The organism is Streptomyces sp. WAC03905, assembly GCF_057371075.1.
In genome coordinates, this window is sequence record NZ_JBXYDZ010000003.1 from 4061283 (window position 1) to 4082094 (window position 20812).

Consider the following 20812-nt stretch of genomic DNA (forward strand, 5'->3'; position numbering starts at 1 on the left):
GTCCGGATCATGCGGGTTGTCACGGTCCGGGCCCCCGGCGATCACTCGAAACGGGCTGCCAGCAGCACGATGTCCTCGGGGGCGTCGGTCGGTCCCCCGTCCGGCAGCACGGTCCGCAGGACGTGGTCGCACAGGACCGCCGGATCCTCGCGGGCGGCGCGGGGCGCCCCGGCGGCCGCCGCGTACAGCCGCGCGTACGCGCGGTCCATCGGGTCGCCGGTGTGGCGCAGCAGCCCGTCGGTGTAGAGCAGCACCGTTTCTCCGGGCGCGGGTTCGATCTCCATGCTCGGCGCCTCCCAGCAGGACAGCATGCCCAGGGGGGCCGAGAGCGAGGTCTCCACGTACTCGGTGCGGTGCTCGCCGACGAGGAGGGGCGGGGTGTGTCCGGCCCCGGCCATGATGATCTTGCTGCTCCCGTCGCCCTGAGGTCCCCCGGCGGGCTCGCAGTAGGCGAAGAGCGCCGTGGCCGAACGGGCCGGCTCGGTCAGCCGCAGCAGCAGTTCCAGGTCGGACAGGACGGCGACGGGGTCCTCGCCCTCCATGACGGCGTAGGCGCGCAGGGAGGCGCGCAGCCGTCCCATGGCTGCGACGGCGCTCGGGCCGGACCCGGTGACGGAGCCGACGGCCAGTCCCAGGGTGCCCTCGGGCAGCGCCAGCGCGTCGTACCAGTCGCCTCCGCCGCGCGGTCCCGTGTGGTGGCGGGCGGCGAGCTGCACCCCGGGGATCCGGGGGAGCCGGCTGGGCAGCAGTTCCTCCGCGACGGTGGCCAGGCGGGTGCGGGATCGTTCCACCTCGAGCATCCGGGCCAGGTGCTCGGCGGCGTGCCGTACGTACAGTCCGGCCAGGTCGCGCTGGCGGTCGTTCGGTTCGGCCTGCTCGTCGTAGAGCCATACGGCGGCGCCGAGCCGCCCGGTGGCCTCGGCGGTCAGCGGGAGCGCGTAGCTGGCGGCGTACCCCAGACGCGCGGCGACCTCGCGGTGACGGGGGTCCACCGGCGCGGCGAACCCGCCGGTGCCGGGGGGCGCGTCCGGTTCGGGGAGGAATTCGGAGCCGCCCTGGGCGTCGGGGAGTCCGTCGAGGATCCGCCCGTAGGAGGTCGCGCTGCGCGGCACGGTCTCGATGTGCCCCAGTTCGGCGTGGCCGAGGCCGAGGCCGATGGTGGTGGTGGGACCGAGCCCGTCGGACGGTTCCAGGACGATCAGGCCGCGGCGGGCGCCGACGAGGGAGGCTCCGGCGCGCAGGAACTCGTGGAGGGAGGTGTCGAGGTCACCGGCGCGGGCGAGGCGTTCGGTGAGTTCGTGCAGGGTGGTGAGGTCCGAGACCATGCCCGCCAGGCGGTCCTGGATGAGGCTGCCCGCGGCCGGCGGCGGAGCCGGAGCCGGGGTGGTCCGGGCGGGCGGGGGCGCCGCAGTGTGCGGCGACGCCGTGACTGCTGGATCGATTCCAGCCACTTTCGGCAGATGCGGGGCGCTCATGGCATCCGCCTTTCCACCTGGTGCGATTCGCCAAATAGCATCGCAAACCCCCAGATCGTGCTGCGCCGCCATCAAGGAATCCACATCTACACGCACACATGGATGCATGTCCAGCATTGCCCAGGTGGGAATCCTGGTGTCCGTGAGGCGGCAACTCACCGTCGGGCCAAGGCTAGAACTTGGCCGGAAAAAGCTGGAAGCAGTCGGTTTTTGAGGTCGACTGGACGAGCTCCGCAGGGGGGTCGGGTACGTACTCGGTGTGGGCCGAGGTCAGTTGGCGTACCGGGAACCACTCGGTCGCGGGTCGTCGTCCTAAGCGGCGGCAGTCGGTCTCGGCAGTCGGCGCGGGTCGCGCTCCATCCCCGCCGGACGTTTGATGGACCCGTAAGAACTGCACGAACCGTGTGGACCTGCTTCCGGCGGACAGTGACGCGAAACCCTGTACGTGTGGTGAGTCTCCGGTTGCATGGTGTGATGTGGCCCTCGGCGTTCAACGGAAAGGAACGAGCGCACATGCGCGAGATCCTCGGAAGGCGTCTCCAGCGGCTCCGCGATCGCTTTCAGTCCCTACGCCCCGACCGGGTACAGAGCGGCGGCACTCCCTCCCCCCTCGAAGCGGCGCTCACCTGCGCCACCGCCTACCAGTGGCCCGTGCTGCCCGGCGTCGGCCGGTCCGGTACGGACGGCGCGCGCTGTGCCTGTCCCGATCCCGACTGCGCCGTCCCCGGCGCCCATCCCTTCGACCCGGGCCTGCTGGCCGCCTCCACCGACCCCCGCATGGTGGCCTGGTGGTGGACCAACCGGCCCACCGCGCCCCTGCTGATGGCGACCGGCGGGTCGGCTCCGTGCGCGGTGAGCCTCCCGGCCGCCCCGGCCGCGCGGGCCCTCGTACGACTCGACGCCCAGGGCATGCGCCTCGGTCCGGTCGTCGCGACGCCGACCCGGTGGGCGCTGCTCGTCGCGCCGTACTCGCTGGAGCGGCTCGGGGAACTCCTGTACGCGAAGGACCACGTGCCCTCCTCGCTGCGGTTCCACGGCGAGGGCGGCTACCTGCTGCTGCCTCCGTCCGCCGCGTCCAGCGGCGGCCAGGTGCGCTGGGAGCGCGAGCCGCGTCCGATGCCCCCTCGGCGGGTGGATCCGAAGTCCCCCGGCACGCGGGCGTCGCAGACCGCGGGCGCACGGCTCTGGCTGCCCGACGTCGAGGCGGTCGTGGACGCGTTGGTGGAGGCGAGCAGCGGGGCGCCGGGCGGCGGCAGCCGGCTCGCGTACTGACCTGCGACGGCCCTCCGGATCACTCGTACGGGTGCCAGCGGGACCGGTTTCCAAGGGAATTGGGCGCGGGGATCTCCGCGCCCCTTTCCCGCGTCGCTATCTTCGGCGAATGAATCTCCGCCTGATCGGTATCGGCGCCGGTGTGCTGATCATCTTGTCGCTCCCGCTCGCCGGCGCGATGGCCGGGCCGGATTTTGCCGGTCAGGACGACGGAAAGGGGGGCGGCCTGTTCAGGACCCTCGGCTTTTCGCAGCCCTCTCGTACGGCCCCGGAGTCGGGAGCCCGCCCGGCGGCGCCCGCCGCGACCGATCCGTCCGGCCCGGCGGAGCAGCCCCGAACGGATTCCCGTTGCGGCCCCGAGTTGTCCTCGCCCCACGGAGTGGAGGCGCAGACGTGCGTGGTGGTGGCCGAAGGCCGGACGTGGGGCAGGAGTTACTACCGGAACACGAGTGGTCGCGCGCTGGATGCCGTGCTGACGGTGATGGGGCCTGCGGGGCGCACGGTGCAGATCGCGTGCGCGGTCGGTGCCGGTGACGAACCCGGTTTGTGCGAGACGCCCAAAGAGAACTCGGCCGGGGAGCCGGAGAGCTACTCCGCAGTTGCGGAGTTTGCAGTTCCGGATGATGAAGGACAGCTGCTCTTGCGGTCCGGAAGCAACTCACCGGCACCGGGCGACGGTTGAGTACCGCCTAAAAACAAGGGCCCGGTCGCTGGCGACGGGGGATGCACCAGCGACCGGGCTACAAGAACGGTAACAAGAGATCGCCTGTACGCAAATTCGATCTCTGATATTCAGACACCGATTTGCAGACGATTAGCGGGAGTTGTGACTCCGGTCACCGGCTCCGCGCGGGGACTCGACGTCAGCTGAGGGTCACCTGGCGGTTGGTCAGACCGCCGCGCGCACGGCGCTCCTCGGTGGTCAGCGGAGCATCCGCGGCCAGCGCCTTGGCCAGCCGCTCAGCCAGTTCCGCCGCCGGCTTCTCGACGTCGTCGGCCGTCACTCCGGTCGGCAGGTCCCAGACCGGGACCATCAGCCCGTGGGCGCGGAAGGAGCCGACGAGCTTGGTGCCCTCGCCCAGCGAGGACGTGCCGGCCGCGTGCAGGCGCGCGAGGGCGTCGAGCAGCTTCTCCTCGGGGTGCGGCATGACCCAGCGCAGGTGGTTCTTGTCCGGAGTCTCGCACCAGTAGGCGGCGTCCACGCCGGTCAGCTTGACGGTGGGGATGGCGGCCGCGTTGGCGCGCTCCAGCGAGGCGGCGATCTCCGGGGACGCGTTCTGACCGCTCTCGGATTCCGGAATCCAGAATTCGAACCCGGTGTGGACAACCGGCTCGAAACCGCCGTCGGCGTCGAGGAGATCCTGAAGTCGGGGACCTTCGGCGGGGACCCGTCGGGCGGCGACCGGAGTACCCGGCTCCGCGACGAGCGCGCGCTCCAGGGTGTCGGCCATGTCGCGGCTCAGGTCACCGGAGGAGGTCTCGTTCTGCAGGCCGAGCAGGACGGACCCGTCCTCGCGGCGCAGCGCCGGCCAGGCCATCGGTAGGACGGTCACCAGTGTGACGGAGGGGACGCCCTCGGGCAGCCCGCCCTTCAGCGACAGCGGGATGGTGGCCGCGGGTACCAGCTCGCGCAGCGCGACCCAGTCGCACTCGCCCGGCAGGCCCTCGAAGGGGCGCCGTACGTGCTCGGTGACGGCGTGCGCGGCGGCTGCGCCGTGGCAGGCCTTGTAGCGGCGCCCGGATCCGCAGGGGCAGGGCTCGCGTGCGCCGACAACGGGGATCTCACCGCTGTTGAGCTGCGGCTTTGCAGACTTGGCTGCGGGGCGCTTCTTGGCCATCGTGCGTGTCTCCCGGTTGCGGCGGTACGGCGTCGTGTCTGGGCGCGAGCCTAGCCGTTCGTACCGCCGGAACCGGTGGGGTGCGGCCGGGAGCACGGTCGGCGTGCGCTCCCGGGCGGCCGCCCGTGCGGATGACCGGTACTGCTGTGCTGGTACTGAGCTGTTGTGCGGTCAGGGATGCCGGTGCCAGGGTGTTCCGGGCGGCGGATCCACGGGTTCAGACATCGAGATCGTCGAAGGCCGTGCTGAAGTCGATCGCCGGGGGCGCAACGCGCGTAGCGAAATCCTCGTGCCGGGGCCCACAGGCGACGACCACCCAGACGGTGACCTCACCCGCCGCTCCGTCCCGGACACCCCAGTCCTGGGCAAGGGCGCTGATGATGTTCAGCCCCCGGCCGCCGCGAGCGGTGACCGAGGGCGTGGAAGGAACGGGCCGGGTGGGCCCACCCCCGTCCGTGACCTCGACCGTCAGCCGTCCCGCCCTGTCGACGCGCCACGCGGCGCGTATCTCCCCGTCCCCGACTTCCCGCGCGCCCAGGGGCCTGCCGTGTCGGCAAGCGTTGCTGAGCAGTTCGGAAAGGATCAGTACGGCATCGTCCACGACCGTTTCGGCCACCCCGCTGATGCGCAATTGCTCGCGCATCCGGTGCCTGGCCTCACCCACGCCCGCAGGACCATGGCGTACGTCCATGCACGACGACGTGGGCACTTCTTGTGCCACCACCAACGCCACCCCCGGAACCTCCTTAGCCCCACGCATGGTCTGGATGCCCCTTTGGCCTGGACCGGAAACCGCCGGAGCGGGCCGCTCTGACGCATTCGCGCCGACCGATTGCGGAGCGGATGCGCCGGGGCACACCCTGTGACGGACGGGTGGGGGGTGGCGGGTGCGCAAATCGGTACTTCAGCGCCCCAGTTGGGACAGAACTTGGCGGGGCCTGTTCGTGATGATCGCTTCCACGCCCATGTCAGCGCAGAGCTGAACGTCTTCTGGATCGTTCACTGTCCATACGTGCACGGAATGGCCTGCGCCCTGGAGCTTGCGGATGAAGCCGGGATGATTGCGGACGATCCTCATCCCGGGGCCCGCGATCGTCACTCCGGCGGGCAGGCGCCCGTCGCGCATCCGGGGCGAGATGAACTGCATCAGGAACACGGTCGGGACCGTCGGCGCGGCGGCGCGCACCCGGTGCAGGGACCGCGCGGAGAAGCTCATGACCCGGACGGGGTGGGGGCCGCCGGGCGGCGGGGCGTCCAAACCGAAGCGCTTGAGGAGGAACAGGAGGCGCTCCTCCACCTGTCCGGCCCAGCGGGTCGGGTGCTTCGTCTCGATCGCGAGCTGTACCGGCCGGCCGGCGTCCGCGACCAGCTCCAGCAGGCGTTCCAGGGTGAGGACGGAGGTGCGCTCGGGGTCGGCGTCCCAGTCGGGGGACTCCTCGCGGTCCTTCCAGGAGCCGAAGTCGAGGGCGGCGAGATCGGCCAGCTCCAGGGCGGAGACGGCACCGCGGCCGTTCGAGGTGCGGTTCACGCGGCGGTCGTGGACCAGCACCAGATGGCCGTCGGCGGTGAGCCGGACATCGCATTCGAGGGCGTCGGCGCCGTCCTCGATGGCCTTGCGGTAGGCGGCCAGGGTGTGCTCGGGGGCGTCCTCCGAGGCGCCGCGGTGGGCGACGACCTGGATGGTGCGCGGCATTGCGTGGGTCACCGGGTCATGGTGCCACCGTCAGCCCCTTGGCCGCCTGGGTATGACCCTGCGAGTGCGTCTGAAATATCCGACATAAAGAATGGGGGCAGATGCACAGGTCCGGCTTACAGTGCTCTGACGGGGCATGGGAAAGGCTTTGCCCTGGAACTTGTACGGCACGTCGAACGTTCAGCCGGATCGATATCGCCAAGATTCTGCAGCTGTGTGTGACGAGGAGAGAGAGCTGTGAGCACCGAGAACGAGGGCACCGCGGCCCCCACACCCCCCGCGGCCCCGTCCGTAACCCCTGCTCAGGGCTCCGAGACGGCGGCAGCGGGCCCCGCGCCCGCTCCGCGGCCGGACCACGCCCCGCAGGACGCGGCCGCCCCGGCGGCCCCGGTCGCGCCGCCTGCCGCGCCCGCCGGTCCGGCGCCCGCCGCCGGTGAGCAGGCGACCCAGCAGCTTCCGCCGACGCCCGCGCCCGGCACCGAGCCGACCCAGCAGATCCCGCCCGCTCCGGCGGCACCCGCCTACGGCCACAACCCCGGCTACGGCCAGGACCCCGCTTACGGGCAGGCCCCCGCCCCGGCCGCGCACGGCGCCGAGGGCTGGCCGCCCCCGCCGCCCACCGTGCCGGCGTACGGCGCCGGCGGCGCCGGCGGCCCCGTCTGGGGCGCCCACCCGACCGCCGACGGAGCCCCCGGACCCAAGTCCAAGGGCAGGGGCGGCATGATCGCGGCCGTGCTCGTGGCGGCCCTCGTGGCCGGTGGCATCGGCGGCAGCGTCGGCTACTGGGCAGCCGAACGCAGCAACAACGGCAGCGGCTCGACCACCATCAGCGCCACCAACACCCCGAAGGACCTCAAGCGCGAGGCGGGCTCCATCGCCGGACTCGCCGCGGGCGCCCTGCCCAGCGTGGTCACCATCGAGGCCTCGGCCGGCGACGGCGAGGGCGGCACCGGCACCGGGTTCGTCTACGACCAGCAGGGCCACATCCTCACCAACAACCACGTGGTGGCCTCCGCCGCGAACGGCGGCAAGCTCTTCGCGACCTTCTCCGACGGCAAGCGGTACGACGCCGAGGTGGTCGGCCGCGCCCAGGGCTACGACGTCGCCGTGCTCAAGCTGAAGAACCCGCCGGCCGGCCTCAAGCCGCTGGCGCTCGGTGACTCCGACAAGGTCGCGGTCGGCGACGCCACGATCGCGATCGGCGCCCCGTTCGGCCTGTCCAACACGGTCACCACCGGCATCGTCAGTGCCAAGAACCGCCCGGTCGCCTCCGGTGACGGCACCGGCAGCAAGAACTCGTACATGAGCGCGCTCCAGACGGACGCCTCCATCAACCCGGGCAACTCCGGCGGTCCGCTGCTCGACGGCCGCGGCGCGGTCATCGGGATCAACTCCGCGATTCAGTCGGCCGGGAACGGCGGCTTCGGCGGCGGCCAGGCCGGTTCCATCGGCCTCGGATTCGCCATCCCGATCAACCAGGCCAAGAACGTGGCCGAATCGCTGATCAAGACGGGCAAGCCGGTCTACCCGGTGATCTCGGTCTCCGTGGACCTCCAGGCCAAGGCCGAGGGCGCGAAGATCTCCGAGCAGGGTGCGGCCGCCAACGAGCTCGTCGACCCCAACGGCCCGGCCGGCAAGGCGGGCCTCAAGCCGGGCGACGTCATCACGGCCTTCGGTGGCAAGCCGGTGGACAGCGGTCCGACCCTGATCAGCATGATCTGGACCTACAAGCCCGGCGACACGGTGAAGCTGACCTACCTGCGCGACGGCAAGCCGACCACCGTCGACATCACGCTGGGCTCGCGGGTCGGCGACAAGTAGCACCACCGGCCGCGGCTGTGGCCCGGTGACGAGGGGCCGGGGGCGGGATTCCGCCCACGGCCCCTCCAACGTCCGCTTATGCTTCGCTGGTGTTCGATTCTCGGCACATACGGACGTTCCACACGGTGGTCGCCTCCGGTTCCTACTCGGCGGCCGCTCGCGTGCTGGGGTACACCCAGCCCGCCATCACCCAGCAGATGAAGGCGCTCGAACGCGCCGTCGGCACCCCGCTGTTCACCCGTGTGGGCCGCAAGATGCAGCTCACCGAGGCCGGTGAGTCCCTGTCCCGGCACGCCGAGACGATCCTCGGCAACCTCTCCGCCGCCGAGGCCCAGCTCCGGGCGTACGCCCGCCTGCGTACCGGCCGCGTCAGACTCTGCGGCTTCCCCAGCGCCAACGTCACCCTCGTCCCGGAGGCCCTGAGCAGCCTGGCCAAGGACCATCCCGGCGTGCAGGTCGAACTGCTGGAGGGCGAGCCGCCGGAGTCGCTGCGCCGGCTGGAGCGCGGAGAGTGCGACATCACCCTGGCCTTCACCTATCCCGGCCTGCACGAGGAGATACCGGCGGAGGTCGCCGAGGTCAGGCTGCTGGAGGACCAGTTGACGGTGCTGCTGCCGACCGGGCACCCCCTGGCCCGCCGCCGCGCGGTGCACCTGGCCGACCTCGCCGAGGAACGGTGGATCGCGGGCTGCCCGCGCTGCCGGGCGAACCTGTTGCACGAGTGCGCCGAGCTGGGCTTCGTGCCCGACATCCGCTTCGCCACCGACGACAACCTGGTGGTGCAGAGTCTGGTGGCCCAGGGCCTGGGCGTGGCGATGATGCCCGCGCTGGTCCTGCCATCGCTCTCGCTGAACCGGGTCTGCGGGCGGGCGCTCCAGCCGGCCGCCCGCCGGCACATCGCCGCGTACGTCTACCGCGACCATCTCCGTATCCCGGCGACGGCCGTGGTGCTGAACGCGCTGAAACAGGTGGCCGCGAACCGGGTCGGATGCTGAACTGCCGCCTCATCCATAAGCGCTGCTTGGGATTTCCGGTCACAACTGTCGTTGGACGCGATGGAAGGACGCCCGCACGCTGCCCGTATGACCACCACCACACCGGCCCGTACCACCACGAGGATGGCCGCCCTCGTCAGTGAGATCCGCACGGTCGTGGAGCGGGGGCTGGCTCCCGACCTCACCGCCTACCTGGTGGGCGAACGGCTCGCGCCGCATCTGGGGGCGCCCGACCTGCTGACGCCGACGCAGCAGGAGGGCGACTCGGAGCGCTACCGGCAGCACATCCTGCATGCCGAGTCCGACGGCAGTTTCTCCGTGGTGGCGCTGGTGTGGCTCCCCGGGCAGGAGACCTGCATCCACGATCACGTGTCGTGGTGCGTGGCGGGCGTGCACCAGGGCGAGGAGAGCGAACGCCGCTTCCGGCTCGCTCCCGGCGCGGGCCCCGCCCGCCTGGTGGCGACGGAGGACGTGGTCAACGCCGAGGGCGAGGTCTGCGGATTCGCGCCGCCCGGGGACATCCACAAGGTGCGCAACTCCTGTTCCACCAAGGCGATATCGGTGCACGTGTACGGCGCCGACGTGTCCCGGCTGGGTACCAGCATCCGTCGCGTCTACAAGCTCCCCGTCGACTGATGGCCCTCCTCCACCGCCCGCAGAGCACGGCGGTTCGGCCTGTTTCACGTGAAACATCCACTCCCTGGCCCGGGTTGGCACTGGCGGCGGGCGGAGCATTCATCGCCTGGTGCATCCACCGCCTCATACCGGAAGTACCGATGCTGACGGCGTCGGTGGTGCTGGGCATCGCGGTGGCCCACGTCCCCGGGTCGCGCACCTGCGTACGAGGAGCCGCACGGCCCGGTCTCTCCCTGGCCGGCCGCAGGCTCATGCGGATCGGCATCGTCCTGCTGGGCCTCAGCCTGGGGCTGGACCAGGTGCTCCGGCTGGGCTGGACCACCGTTGCCATGGTGGTCGGCGTCGTCGCGGCGACCTTCTTCGGAACCCTCTGGATGGGGCGCCGGCTCGGGCTTCCGGGCGATCAGCCGCTGCTGATCGCCACCGGGTACTCGATCTGCGGGGCCTCGGCGATCGGTGCGGTGAGTGAGGTCTCGGGCAGCGACGAGGAGGACGTCGCGGCCTCCGTGGCATTGGTGACCCTCTGCGGGACCCTCGCCATCGCCGTACTCCCCCTCCTCCAGGACCCGTTGTCGCTCTCGGACGTGGCTTTCGGCCGCTGGGTCGGTGCCGGTGTCCACGATGTCGGCCAGGTGGTGGCGACCGCGCAGACGGCCGGCCCGGACGCCCTCGGCGAAGCGGTGCTGGTCAAGCTGATGCGAGTGGCCCTCCTGGCTCCCCTGGTGGCGGCGGTTGCCTTCGCGGTACGGGCCCGGCGGCGCGGGGTGCGCACCCCCTCGGGGCGAAGGCCCGCCCCGGTGCCGCTGTTCGTGGCCGGGTTCCTGGCGGCGGCCGCGCTGCGCGCCACCGGAGTGCTGCCCGACGTAGCGCTGGAATGGGCGCACACGGCACAGGAGGCGCTGCTGGCGGCGGCTCTGTTCGGGCTGGGGAGCGCGGTGCACCTGCCGACGCTGGCCCGGACCGGTGGACGAGCGGCGGCGCTGGGGCTCGGCGCGTGGGTGGTCGTCGCCGGAGTCTCCTACGCGGGCGTGATGTTCACCGTATGACGCTGCAACGGCCGGGAGTTGGCCATTTCCTGGCCGGAACCGACCGAACGTTCTGACCGACCGCTGACTTTGACGCGGTGCCGTGCCACTCTGCCCCGGCAAGCCGCACCACGTACGCCGCACCACGCACAGCCGATCCGCACCGACCGCTCTTCACCCCCACCCTGCCCGGCTCCGACCGGTCCGGGCACGGCAGAAGGAGTCATGCGTGAATCGTCATCGCACGGCGTTGTCCGTCCTGCTCTCGGCGGGCGCCCTGGTCGCGGGCGTCCTGACGGCGGCCACCCCCTCGACCGCGGCGGACGCCCCGGCGTCCTTCCGGCAGCAGCACACCCAGGGCTTCTGGACCGCCGAGCGGATGCGGGAGGCCGTTCCGCTCGACGTGACGGCGGTTCCCGGCGCGGCCCGCGCCGCGGCGCCCACCGCCGCGGCGCCCACCGCCATCGCCCCGACCGCTGCCGCGCCTGCCGTATCCCCCACGGCGTTCCCGCAGGCGGGCGGTGCCTGGACGGGTGGCGGCGCGGTCGTGAAGACCTCGGGCCGGGTCTTCTTCACGATGGGCAGCCGCACCGCCTCCTGCTCGGGCAACTCGATCACCAGCGCCAACGGCAGCACGGTGATGACCGCCGGCCACTGCGTGAAGTACCAGGGGGCCTGGCACACGAACTGGGTCTTCGTGCCCGGCTACGACAACGGGTCGGCGCCCTACGGCCAGTGGTCGGCCACCAAGACCTTCGCCACCGACCAGTGGGCGGCGAGCGAGGACATGAACATGGACGTCGGCCTGGCCGTCGTCGCGCCGCTGAACGGCCAGACCCTCAGTCAGGCCGTCGGCGCCCAGGGGGTCCTCTTCAACGGCGGCTACAACAAGAAGATGTACTCCTTCGGTTTCCCGGCCGCGGCCCCGTACGACGGAACGAAGCTGGTCTACTGCAGCGGCAACAGCGGCAAGGACTTCCTGCTCACCAAGGACCACGGCCTGGGCTGCAACATGACCGGCGGCTCCAGTGGCGGCCCCTGGTTCCAGGACTTCAACGAGGCCACGGGCCTGGGAACGCAGGTTTCGGTGAACAGCTTCGGCTACACCTTCCTGCCGAACCGCATGTACGGCCCGTACCTCGGCAACGAGGCGAAGGCCGCCTACGACAAGGCCCAGAGCTCCTGACCTCACCGTCGCCCGCCATCCCCGCCCGGCCGGTACTCTGTACCGGCCAGGTGGGTTGCCCGAGCGGCCTAAGGGAACGGTCTTGAAAACCGTCGTGGCGCGAGTCACCGTGGGTTCAAATCCCACACCCACCGCAGACGAACGGCCCCTGACCGGTATGACCGGTCAGGGGCCGCTTGCGTGTCCGGTGGGCTCGGTCGGGGGTAGCGCGGCGGGAGAAATCTCGGATTGCGGGTCAGCTGCCGGTATGCCGAGGGCAAAGTAGCAGGTCAGAGCCTGTTTCAGGCGGCGCTGGGGAGCCTGCCGCACCGAGAGGTGCGAGGCGGCGAAAGGCCGGATTGGTCCTTCTGAGTGGTGTTTGTCGGAAGATCGGCGCGTGTGATGAACGCGGTGCGCTTGCCCCCACATCATGACGAATGTATTCAGATCCGCCCGTCGGAACATCGCGAATCGAGGCACTCCGTCATGACTGACCGCACCATCCTCACGTCGATCTGGACCTCCGTCCTCGCGGCCCTCGTGGCCGTCCTCTCCGCCCTCGGCTTCGGCGGCAAGACCGCCCCGGCCGCCGCCGCCCCGGCCGCCGGCGCCACCGCGGCGACCGTCACCGCCGCCGTGCGCCGGCCGGTCGTCACGGCCCCGCGGAGCTGGCGGGAGATGATGCGGGGCGGTTCGCTCCCGCCGACCCTGAAGCAGCGCATCCGCGCCGAGGCGCACGGCAAGACCCCCGGTGTCCGCCGATCCACCACCGCTGCGGCCATGGGCGCCGACCCCGGAACCGCCACCCGCGTCCAGAGCTCCGCCGGAGTACCCGCCGCGCGCACCCTGGTCCCTGCGGCGGCCCCCGCAGCTCGCGAGGCGCTGGCCCTCGCCGCGTAGCCCCGGTGGCCGGCCCCCTTGGTTCCCGTACGGGCAGGCCGGACGAACGAAGCGGAACCGCAGGCACAGCAGCACGGATGTATCGCAGCACCAGGTACGTCAGCAGCACGGAATACGTCGCAGCACCAGACGCATCGCAACACCGGGTACGTCAGCAGCACCAGGCACGTCAGTCGAAGCAGGACCACGGACGGAAGCACGGCACGCGAGGAAGCAGCAGCGTAGGCAGGCGCTGGAGCCCGGTCGGTCACGACCGCGGATCGCGCCACGCGGTGTCCCGGCAACGGGGCACGGATGGATCACCCCGGCGTGCGCCGGGGAGCGTGCCGGGGGCGTGAAGCTTGGCATTGCAGGGCCGCAGGCCCGGGAGACGGTGGGGTTCCCGGACGGAGCGGCCCTTTTCGGCATGTCCGGGCGCGGTGGCCTGGCGAAACGTTTCCCTGATGCGGGCGTCGCCAGCATCATCGGCAGCGGTGTGGGGGGCGGCAACAACGGCAACTCGTCCACCTCGCAGCAGGTGGCCACTGGCTCCGGCGCCTCCAACCAGCGCAACGCCGCGCAGGTCAACGGCTCGGCCTTCACCGCGGTCCACCAGGCCAACACCAACCTGGCGGTCGACTTCCACCCCGGGTGGTAACAGCGGCATCAGTCGCTCCGCATCGTGAGGGCGCCCGTGCGACCGGACCGGCTGGGGTCCGGTAGCGCGGGCGCCCCCGCGCGTGCCCGGCTTCCGCTCCCCTTCCCGACCTTGACACCGCGGGCAGATCTGACGGACAGTCAGGTACCTCGATGATGCGATGCCGGGAGGCCTGCGCCGTGCACCTCGCCCCGACCGAAGGCCAGTTGCGGCTCCGTGCCGAACTGCGCGCGTACTTCAAGGAACTGCTGCGCGACGGGGTGCCCGAGGAGCCGGCCCGCCAGCGCGCACTCCTGCGCCGCATCGGGGCCGACGGGCTGCTCGGCCTCGGCTGGCCCGTCGAGTACGGCGGACAGGGCCGGGGCGCGGACGAGCAGTTCGTCTTCTTCGACGAGGCCTACCGGGCCGGTGCCCCGGTGTCCATGGTCACGCTGAACACGGTCGGCCCGACCCTGATGAAGTACGGGACGCGCGAGCAGAAGGACCACTTCCTCCCCCGGATCCTCGCGGGCGAGATCGTCTTCGCCATCGGCTACTCAGAGCCCGAGGCCGGCACCGACCTTGCTTCCCTGCGCACCCGGGCGGTCCGCGACGGAGCCGACTGGCTGGTCGACGGACAGAAGATCTTCACCTCCAACGCCCAGAACGCGGACTGGATCTGGCTCGCCTGCCGGACCGACCCGCAGGCCCCGAAGCACAAGGGCATCTCGATCATCCTCGTCCCCACCGACGACCCCGGCTTCTCGTGGACCCCTGTCGACACCGTCGGCGGCCTCACCACCACGGCGACGTACTACGACTCCGTCCGCGTACCGGCGGGGAACCTCGTCGGCCCCGAGCACGGCGGCTGGGGGCTGATCACCAACCAGCTGAACCACGAGCGCGTGGCCCTCGCCGCCATCGGCATGCAGGCCGAGGACTTCTACGCACACACCCTGCGCCACGCCCGGACCCCCGACCCCGCCACCGGAGAGCGGCCCGCCGACCTGCCCTGGGTGCGGTCCCGCCTCGCCGAGGCCCACGCCCGGCTGGCCGCCGTACGCCTCCTCAACTGGCGACTCGTACAGGACGTGGGCAGTGGCGGCCTGGCCCCCGGCGACGCCAGCGGCGTGAAGTTCCTCGGCACCGAATCCGCCGTCGAGGTGTACCGAATGTGCCAGGAGGTGGTGGGCGAGGAGGCGCTCGTACGGGGGCCCGCGGCCTTCGCGGGCGGCGAGCTGGAGCGGATGAACCGGGCCGCGCAGATCAACACCTTCGGCGGCGGGGTGAGCGAGGTCCAGCGGGAGATCGTCGCGATGATGCGGCTCGGCATGAAGGGGAGGAAGCGATGACGGTGGAAGCAACCGGCACGGCCGAGGAGGCGGACCGCTTCCACGCGCTGCTGGCGGCCTTCGAGGGACGGCCTGCCGCCACCGCGGGCCGTGGCAAGGACGCGGTCAACGAGCCGATGATCCGGCACTGGTGCGAGGCGATGGGCGACGACCACCCCGCCTACACCGGGCCGGACGCGGTCGCTCCCCCCACCATGCTCCAGGCCTGGACCATGGGCGGGCTCTCCGGCCACTCCGACCGCTCCTCGGCCTACGACGAGCTCCTCGCCCTCCTCGACGGGGCCGGCTTCACTTCCGTCGTCGCCACCGACTGCGAGCAGGAGTACCTCCGTCCGCTGCGCCCCGGCGACACGATCACCTTCGACGCCGTCATCGAGTCCGTGTCGCCGCGCAAGACGACCAAGCTGGGCACCGGCCACTTCGTGACGACCCGGATGGACGTCCGGGCGAGCGGGCAGCCCGCCGGCACCCACCGCTTCCGGATCCTCAAGTACGCGCCCGCCGCACGACCGGCGAAGGAGCCCGGAGCCCGCCCGGAGGCCGCGGCGCGACGCCCGCGGCCCGTGGTCAACCGCGACAACCAGGGATTCTGGGACGGGGTGCGGGAGCACAGACTGCTCATTCAGCGCTGCACCTCGTGCGCCACCCTCCGCTTCCCCTGGCTCCCCGGGTGCAATACCTGCGCGAGCCCCGAATGGGACACCGTGGAGGCCTCCGGTGCCGGCACCGTGTTCAGCTTCGTCGTCATGCACCACCCGCCCTTCCCGGCCTTCGATCCGCCCTACGCGGTCGCGCTCGTCGAGCTCGCCGAAGGGGTCCGCGTGATCAGCAACATCACCGGCGTCCCGTACGACAAGGTGCGCATCGGCCTGCCCGTCCGACTGGAGTTCCTGCGCGTCGACGACGACCTCGAACTCCCCGTCTTCCGCGGGAGCGAGGGCTGATGGACTTCCACCCCACCGAGGAACAGGCCGCCGCGGCCGGTCTCGCCGCCCGGATCTTCACCGACCTGGCCACCCACGAACGCCTCGCCGCCACCGGCACCGGCAGCGACGCGGAACTGTGGAAGGCCCTCACCGCCGCCGGACTGGCCGCCGCCGTCGAGGAGATCGGCCTGCTGGGGCTGGTCCTGCTGCTGGAGGAACAGGGCCGCGCCACCGCGCAGGTCCCCTACGCCGCCACCTGCGCGTACGGCATCCTTCCCGTGGCCGCCCACGGCAGCGCGGAGCAGCGCGCCCGTCTGCTGCCCGCGCTCGGCAGCGGGGAAGCCGTGGCCACCGGAGCGTTCCCGGCGCGCGGCCGGATCACCGCCGACGACGGCCGGCTCAGCGGCGCCGCCCCGGCCGTTCCCTGGCTGCGCGACGCCACGCACGTACTGGTCCCGGACACCGAGCGGGCCCTGTGGCTCGTACGGACCGACGCGCCCGGCGTGCGGACGTCCCCCGTCGAGACGACCGCCCCCTGGTCGGCCGGCCGCCTGGTCCTGAGCGGCGCCGAGGCCGAGCGCCTCGGGTCCGAAGGCGCCTACGAGGCCACCCTCGCCGCGGCGCGCACCGCCTTCGCCGGACTCCAGGCGGGCGTCTGCGCGGGCTCGCTCGCCCGCGCGGTCGACCACACCTCCACCCGTGAGCAGTTCGGCCGGCCGCTCTCCACCAACCAGGGCGTCATGCTGCGCGCGGCCGACGCGTACATGGACACCGAGGCGATCCGGGTGACCACGTACGAAGCGGCCTGGCGCATCGACCAGGGGCTGCCGGCTCACGAGCACGCGCTGACAGCGGCCTGGTGGGCCTCCGAGGCGGGCAAACGGGTCGTGCACGCGGGCCAGCACCTGCACGGCGGTATGGGCGCCGACCTGGACCATCCGGTCCACCGGCACTTCCTGTGGGGACGCCAGCTGGACGCCTACCTGGGCTGCGGCAGCGAGCTGCTGGCCGAGCTGGGAGCTTCGATAGCCGAGGGAGAACAGGCATGAACGTCGGCGACACGCTGCCGCCACTGGAGATCGCGGTCACCCGCACCCTGATCGTCTCGGGCGCGATCGCCTCCCGCGACTACCAGGACGTGCACCACGACACGGCGCTCGCACGGGAGAAGGGCTCCCCGGACATCTTCATGAACATCCTGACCACCAACGGACTGGTCGGCCGCTACGTCACCGACCACCTCGGGCCGCGAGCCGTCCTGCGCAAGGTGGCCATCCGCCTCGGCGCCCCCAACTACCCGGGGGACACCATGACCCTCACCGGCACCGTCACCTCCGTGGTCGGCAACACCGTCGAGATCCGGGTCCTCGGAGCCAACGGGATCGGCCGGCACGTGTCGGGAACCGTCACCGCGGAGGTGGCGGAATGAGCGTCCGCAACCGGGACCGGCTCGGCGGCGCGGCCGCGATCGCCGGCATCGGCGCGACCGAGTTCTCCAAGGACTCCGGCCGCAGCGAGCTCAAGCTCGCCGTCGAAGCCGTGCACGCGGCCCTGGACGACGCCGGACTCACCCCTGCCGACGTCGACGGCATGGTCACCTTCACCATGGACACCAGCCCCGAGATCACCGTCGCCCAGGCTGCGGGCATCGGGGAACTGTCCTTCTTCTCCCGCATCCACTACGGCGGGGGTGCGGCCTGCGCCACCGTCCAGCAGGCCGCCCTCGCCGTCGCCACCGGGGTCGCTGAGGTCGTGGTCTGCTACCGCGCGTTCAACGAGCGCTCCGGACGCCGCTTCGGCTCCGGCGTCCAGCAACGCGAGGCCTCGGCGGAGGGCGCGGCGCTCGGCTGGTCCCTGCCCTGGGGGCTGCTGACCCCCGCGTCCTGGGTGGCCATGGCCGCCCAGCGGTACCTGCACACCCATCACCTCACCCCCGACGCCTTCGGGCACGTCGCGGTCACCGACCGGCGGCACGCCGCGAACAACCCGGCCGCCTATTTCCACGGGAAGCCGATCACCCTCGCCGACCACGCCGCCTCCCGCTGGATCGTGGAACCGCTGCGGCTGCTGGACTGCTGCCAGGAGACCGACGGCGGCCAGGCCCTCGTCGTCACCACGACCGAGCGGGCCCGCACCCTGCGCCACGCGCCCGCCGTCATCACCGCGGCGGCGCAGGGCGCCGGCCGCCGTCAGGAGGGCATGACCTCCTTCTACCGCGACGACCTGACCGGCCTGCCGGAGATGGACGTCGTCGCGCCCCAGCTGTGGCGCACCAGCGGGCTGCGTCCCTCCGACATCGACGTCGGCATCCTCTACGACCACTTCACCCCCTTCGTCCTGATGCAGCTGGAGGCGTTCGGTTTCTGCAAGCCGGGTGAGGCCGCCGACTTCGTGGCCGCGGACGCGCTCGCCCTCAACACCCACGGCGGCCAGCTCGGGGAGGCGTACCTGCACGGCATGAACGGCATCGCCGAAGCCGTCCGCCAGCTGCGCGGCACCTCCGTCAACCAGGTGGCGGGAGCCGCGCGCGCACTCGTCACGGCCGGTACCGGCGTGCCGACGTCCGGGCTGATCCTCGGCGCCGACGGCTGAGACCGTGGTCCGTGCCGGGCCCCGCCTCCTCCACCTTCAGGGGGTGGGGATGGCCCTACTCCTACAACCTGAGACGGACCCCCCATCGGCACCTGCGGCCGATTCCAGGGCTGGCGGGCGCTCCTAGCGTGGAGACATGACCCCGCCTGTGTGCACGCTCGCCTCGAACCCGACGCCGTACCCGTCGTTCTCGGCGTACGTCAGGACCCGCGGCACGGCCCTGCTGCGCACGGCGCGCTCCCTCACCGCGAACCCCTGCGATGCGGAGGACCTGCTCCAGACCGCCCTCGCGAAGACGTACGTGGCCTGGGACCGCATCGAGGACCACCGCGCCCTGGACGGCTACGTCCGCCGGACCCTGGTCAACACCCGTACCTCACAGTGGCGCAAGCGCAAGGTCGACGAGTTCGTGTGCGACGACCTCCCGGAGACCGAGCCCGCCCCCTCCTCCGACCCCGCCGAGGCCCAGGCGCTGCGCGACGCGATGTGGCGTGCGGTGACCCGGCTGCCCGACCGGCAGCGTGCCATGGTCGTCCTGCGCTACTACGAGGACCTCAGCGAGGTGCAGACCGCAGAGCTGCTGGGAGTCTCGGTCGGTACCGTCAAGAGCGCCGTCTCCCGGGCGCTGGGCAAGCTCCGCGAGGACCCGGAACTCACCCCGGTCCGCTGATACGGCAGAGGCGCCCCGTGAAACCAGGGAATGTTTCACGTGAAACACGAGGCGGTTTCTACCCTCGGGTAGTGACAGACCGACCGGTATGTGCGCAGAATCGGCAGCATCCGTAGCCGCCGCAGCGCCGCAGCGCTCACCGGGAGGACGCTTTGCTCAGCACCATGCAGGACGTACCGCTCCTCGTCACCCGCATACTTCGTCACGGGATGACGATCCACGGGAAGTCCCAGGTCACGACCTGGACCGGGGAGGCCGAGCCGCACCGCCGGAGCTTCGCCGAGATCGGCCTCCGCGCCACCCGCCTCGCCGGAGCCCTGCGCGACGAGCTCGGAGTGCAGCAGGACGACCGGGTCGCCACCCTCATGTGGAACAACGCCGAGCACGTCGAGGCGTACTTCGCGATCCCCTCCATGGGCGCCGTCCTGCACACGCTGAACCTGCGGCTTCCCCCGGAGCAGCTGGTCTTCATCGTCAACCACGCCGCGGACCGGGTCGTCCTGGTCAACGGCACGCTGCTCCCGCTGCTCGCACCGCTGCTGCCGCACCTGCCGACCATCGAGCACGTCGTCGTGACCGGTATCGGCGACCGCTCCGTGCTCGACGGCCTGAACGTGCGCGTGCACGAGTACGAGGAGCTCCTCGAAGGTCGCTCCGACAGCTACGACTGGCCCGAGCTGGACGAGCGCCAGGCGGCCGCCATGTGCTACACCTCCGGCACCACGGGGGACCCGAAGGGCGTCGTCTACTCCCACCGCTCGCTCTACCTGCACTCCATGCAGGTCAACATGGCCGAGTCGATGGGCCTGACCGACAAGGACACCACCCTCGTGGTCGTCCCGCAGTTCCACGTGAACGCCTGGGGCCTGCCGCACGCCACCTTCATGACCGGCATCAACATGCTGATGCCGGACCGCTTCCTGCAGCCCGCCCCGCTCGCCGAGATGATCGAGCGGGAGAAGCCCTCCCACGCCGCGGCCGTCCCCACCATCTGGCAGGGCCTGCTGGCCGAGGTCACCGCCAACCCGCGTGACCTGACCTCGATGAAGCAGGTCACCATCGGCGGCGCGGCCTGTCCGCCCTCCCTGATGGAGGCCTACGACAAGCTCGGGGTCCGCGTCTGCCACGCGTGGGGCATGACGGAGACCTCCCCGCTGGGCACGATGGCGCACCCGCCGGCCGGTCTGAGCGCCGAGGAGGAATGGCCCTACCGGATCACGCAGGGCCGCTTCCCCGCGGGCGTCGAGGCCCGTCTCGTCGGCCCGGCCGGTGACCTGCTGCCCTGGGACGGCACGTCGGCCGGCGAACTCGAGGTACGCGGCAACTGGATCGCGAACGCCTACTACGGCGGTGCGTCCGGCGAACCCTTCACGCCCGAGGACAAGTTCAGCGCGGACGGCTGGCTCAAGACGGGGGACGTCGGCGTCATCAGCCCCGACGGCTACCTCACCCTCACCGACCGTGCCAAGGACGTCATCAAGTCCGGCGGCGAGTGGATCTCCAGCGTCGAGCTGGAGAACGCGCTGATGGCGCACCCCGAGGTCGCCGAGGCCGCGGTGGTCGCCGTACCCGACGACAAGTGGGGCGAGCGGCCGCTCGCGACGGTCGTCCTCAAGGAGGGCGCGACCGTGGACTACACGGGACTGCGCGAGTTCCTCTCGCAGTCGATCGCCAAGTGGCAGCTGCCGGAGCGCTGGACGATCATCGAGGCGGTACCGAAGACCAGCGTCGGCAAGTTCGACAAGAAGGTGATCCGGCAGCAGTACGCGGACGGCGCGCTGGACGTGACCAAGCTCGTCTGACGCCCCGGGTACGGAAGGACGCCCCGGGACGGGA

Annotated in this window: 19 protein-coding genes, 1 tRNA gene and 1 pseudogene; 17 read left to right on the forward strand and 4 right to left on the reverse strand. The window is 71.6% G+C overall.

The window, feature by feature from the left end:
• Positions 1 to 41 precede the first annotated feature (41 nt).
• On the reverse strand, positions 42 to 1592 hold the full coding sequence (locus AC2RP6_RS20840; protein ID WP_486447564.1) for a PP2C family protein-serine/threonine phosphatase: 1551 nt from the start codon (positions 1590 to 1592) through the stop codon (positions 42 to 44).
• A gap of 396 nt (positions 1593 to 1988) precedes the next feature.
• Between AC2RP6_RS20840 and AC2RP6_RS20845 the strand changes: the two genes are divergently transcribed.
• Both AC2RP6_RS20845 and AC2RP6_RS20850 read left to right on the forward strand, forming a co-directional pair.
• Positions 1989 to 2747, forward strand: a complete 759-nt coding sequence (locus AC2RP6_RS20845) for a bifunctional DNA primase/polymerase (protein WP_486447565.1) — start codon at positions 1989 to 1991, stop codon at positions 2745 to 2747.
• A gap of 109 nt (positions 2748 to 2856) precedes the next feature.
• The gene (locus AC2RP6_RS20850) at positions 2857 to 3429 is read left to right on the forward strand and encodes a hypothetical protein (RefSeq protein WP_486447566.1); all 573 of its coding nucleotides are present in this window, start codon (positions 2857 to 2859) and stop codon (positions 3427 to 3429) included.
• A 181-nt stretch (positions 3430 to 3610) separates the two neighbouring features.
• On the opposite strand, the gene AC2RP6_RS20855 is transcribed toward AC2RP6_RS20850, so the two are convergent.
• The 3 genes and pseudogenes from AC2RP6_RS20855 to AC2RP6_RS20865 form a co-directional block, all read right to left on the reverse strand.
• Positions 3611 to 4585, reverse strand: a complete 975-nt coding sequence (locus AC2RP6_RS20855; RefSeq protein WP_486447567.1) for a DUF5926 family protein — start codon at positions 4583 to 4585, stop codon at positions 3611 to 3613.
• A 217-nt stretch (positions 4586 to 4802) separates the two neighbouring features.
• Positions 4803 to 5404: pseudogene (locus tag AC2RP6_RS20860) on the reverse strand (ATP-binding protein).
• An 85-nt stretch (positions 5405 to 5489) separates the two neighbouring features.
• On the reverse strand, positions 5490 to 6278 hold the full coding sequence (locus AC2RP6_RS20865) for a glycerophosphodiester phosphodiesterase (protein ID WP_486450391.1): 789 nt from the start codon (positions 6276 to 6278) through the stop codon (positions 5490 to 5492).
• A 237-nt stretch (positions 6279 to 6515) separates the two neighbouring features.
• Here AC2RP6_RS20865 and AC2RP6_RS20870 point away from each other — a divergent pair, with 237 nt between their 5' ends.
• The 15 genes from AC2RP6_RS20870 (at position 6516) to AC2RP6_RS20940 (ending at position 20778) form a co-directional block, all read left to right on the forward strand.
• Positions 6516 to 8099: a S1C family serine protease gene (locus AC2RP6_RS20870; protein ID WP_486447568.1), complete on the forward strand. Its 1584-nt coding sequence runs from the start codon at positions 6516 to 6518 to the stop codon at positions 8097 to 8099.
• An 89-nt stretch (positions 8100 to 8188) separates the two neighbouring features.
• Positions 8189 to 9094, forward strand: a complete 906-nt coding sequence (locus AC2RP6_RS20875) for a LysR family transcriptional regulator (RefSeq protein WP_486447569.1) — start codon at positions 8189 to 8191, stop codon at positions 9092 to 9094.
• A gap of 87 nt (positions 9095 to 9181) precedes the next feature.
• The gene (locus tag AC2RP6_RS20880; RefSeq protein WP_486447570.1) at positions 9182 to 9730 is read left to right on the forward strand and encodes a cysteine dioxygenase family protein; all 549 of its coding nucleotides are present in this window, start codon (positions 9182 to 9184) and stop codon (positions 9728 to 9730) included.
• Positions 9730 to 10776, forward strand: coding sequence for a YeiH family protein (locus AC2RP6_RS20885; protein ID WP_486447571.1), 1047 nt, complete (start codon positions 9730 to 9732; stop codon positions 10774 to 10776). Before AC2RP6_RS20880 ends, AC2RP6_RS20885 begins: the two co-directional genes overlap by 1 nt.
• 208 nt (positions 10777 to 10984) lie before the next feature.
• A complete protein-coding gene (locus tag AC2RP6_RS20890) occupies positions 10985 to 11941 on the forward strand; it encodes a trypsin-like serine peptidase (RefSeq protein WP_486447572.1) in 957 nt (318 codons plus the stop codon).
• 49 nt (positions 11942 to 11990) lie between these two features.
• Positions 11991 to 12075: transfer RNA gene (locus AC2RP6_RS20895), tRNA-Ser, on the forward strand.
• A 331-nt stretch (positions 12076 to 12406) separates the two neighbouring features.
• Positions 12407 to 12820: a DUF6344 domain-containing protein gene (locus AC2RP6_RS20900; RefSeq protein ID WP_486447573.1), complete on the forward strand. Its 414-nt coding sequence runs from the start codon at positions 12407 to 12409 to the stop codon at positions 12818 to 12820.
• Positions 12821 to 13154: 334 nt separating this feature from the next.
• On the forward strand, positions 13155 to 13457 hold the full coding sequence (locus tag AC2RP6_RS20905; RefSeq protein WP_486447574.1) for a hypothetical protein: 303 nt from the start codon (positions 13155 to 13157) through the stop codon (positions 13455 to 13457).
• 179 nt (positions 13458 to 13636) lie between these two features.
• A complete protein-coding gene (locus tag AC2RP6_RS20910) occupies positions 13637 to 14788 on the forward strand; it encodes an acyl-CoA dehydrogenase family protein (RefSeq protein ID WP_486450392.1) in 1152 nt (383 codons plus the stop codon).
• Positions 14785 to 15732 (forward strand): bifunctional MaoC family dehydratase N-terminal/OB-fold nucleic acid binding domain-containing protein, encoded by a 948-nt coding sequence (locus tag AC2RP6_RS20915; RefSeq protein ID WP_486447575.1) that lies wholly within the window; start codon positions 14785 to 14787, stop codon positions 15730 to 15732. Before AC2RP6_RS20910 ends, AC2RP6_RS20915 begins: the two co-directional genes overlap by 4 nt.
• The gene (locus AC2RP6_RS20920) at positions 15732 to 16763 is read left to right on the forward strand and encodes an acyl-CoA dehydrogenase family protein (protein ID WP_486447576.1); all 1032 of its coding nucleotides are present in this window, start codon (positions 15732 to 15734) and stop codon (positions 16761 to 16763) included. The genes AC2RP6_RS20915 and AC2RP6_RS20920 overlap by 1 nt, the downstream gene beginning before the upstream one ends.
• Positions 16760 to 17143 carry a MaoC family dehydratase gene (locus tag AC2RP6_RS20925; RefSeq protein WP_486447577.1) on the forward strand — a complete coding sequence of 128 codons (384 nt, stop codon included), beginning with the start codon at positions 16760 to 16762 and terminating at the stop codon, positions 17141 to 17143. The genes AC2RP6_RS20920 and AC2RP6_RS20925 overlap by 4 nt, the downstream gene beginning before the upstream one ends.
• Entirely contained in the window at positions 17140 to 18306 is a 1167-nt protein-coding gene (locus tag AC2RP6_RS20930) for a lipid-transfer protein (protein WP_486447578.1), read from the forward strand. Before AC2RP6_RS20925 ends, AC2RP6_RS20930 begins: the two co-directional genes overlap by 4 nt.
• A gap of 136 nt (positions 18307 to 18442) precedes the next feature.
• Positions 18443 to 18976 (forward strand): SigE family RNA polymerase sigma factor, encoded by a 534-nt coding sequence (locus tag AC2RP6_RS20935; RefSeq protein ID WP_486447579.1) that lies wholly within the window; start codon positions 18443 to 18445, stop codon positions 18974 to 18976.
• Between the two features lie 152 nt (positions 18977 to 19128).
• Positions 19129 to 20778 carry a long-chain fatty acid--CoA ligase gene (locus AC2RP6_RS20940; RefSeq protein WP_486447580.1) on the forward strand — a complete coding sequence of 550 codons (1650 nt, stop codon included), beginning with the start codon at positions 19129 to 19131 and terminating at the stop codon, positions 20776 to 20778.
• Positions 20779 to 20812 lie beyond the last annotated feature (34 nt).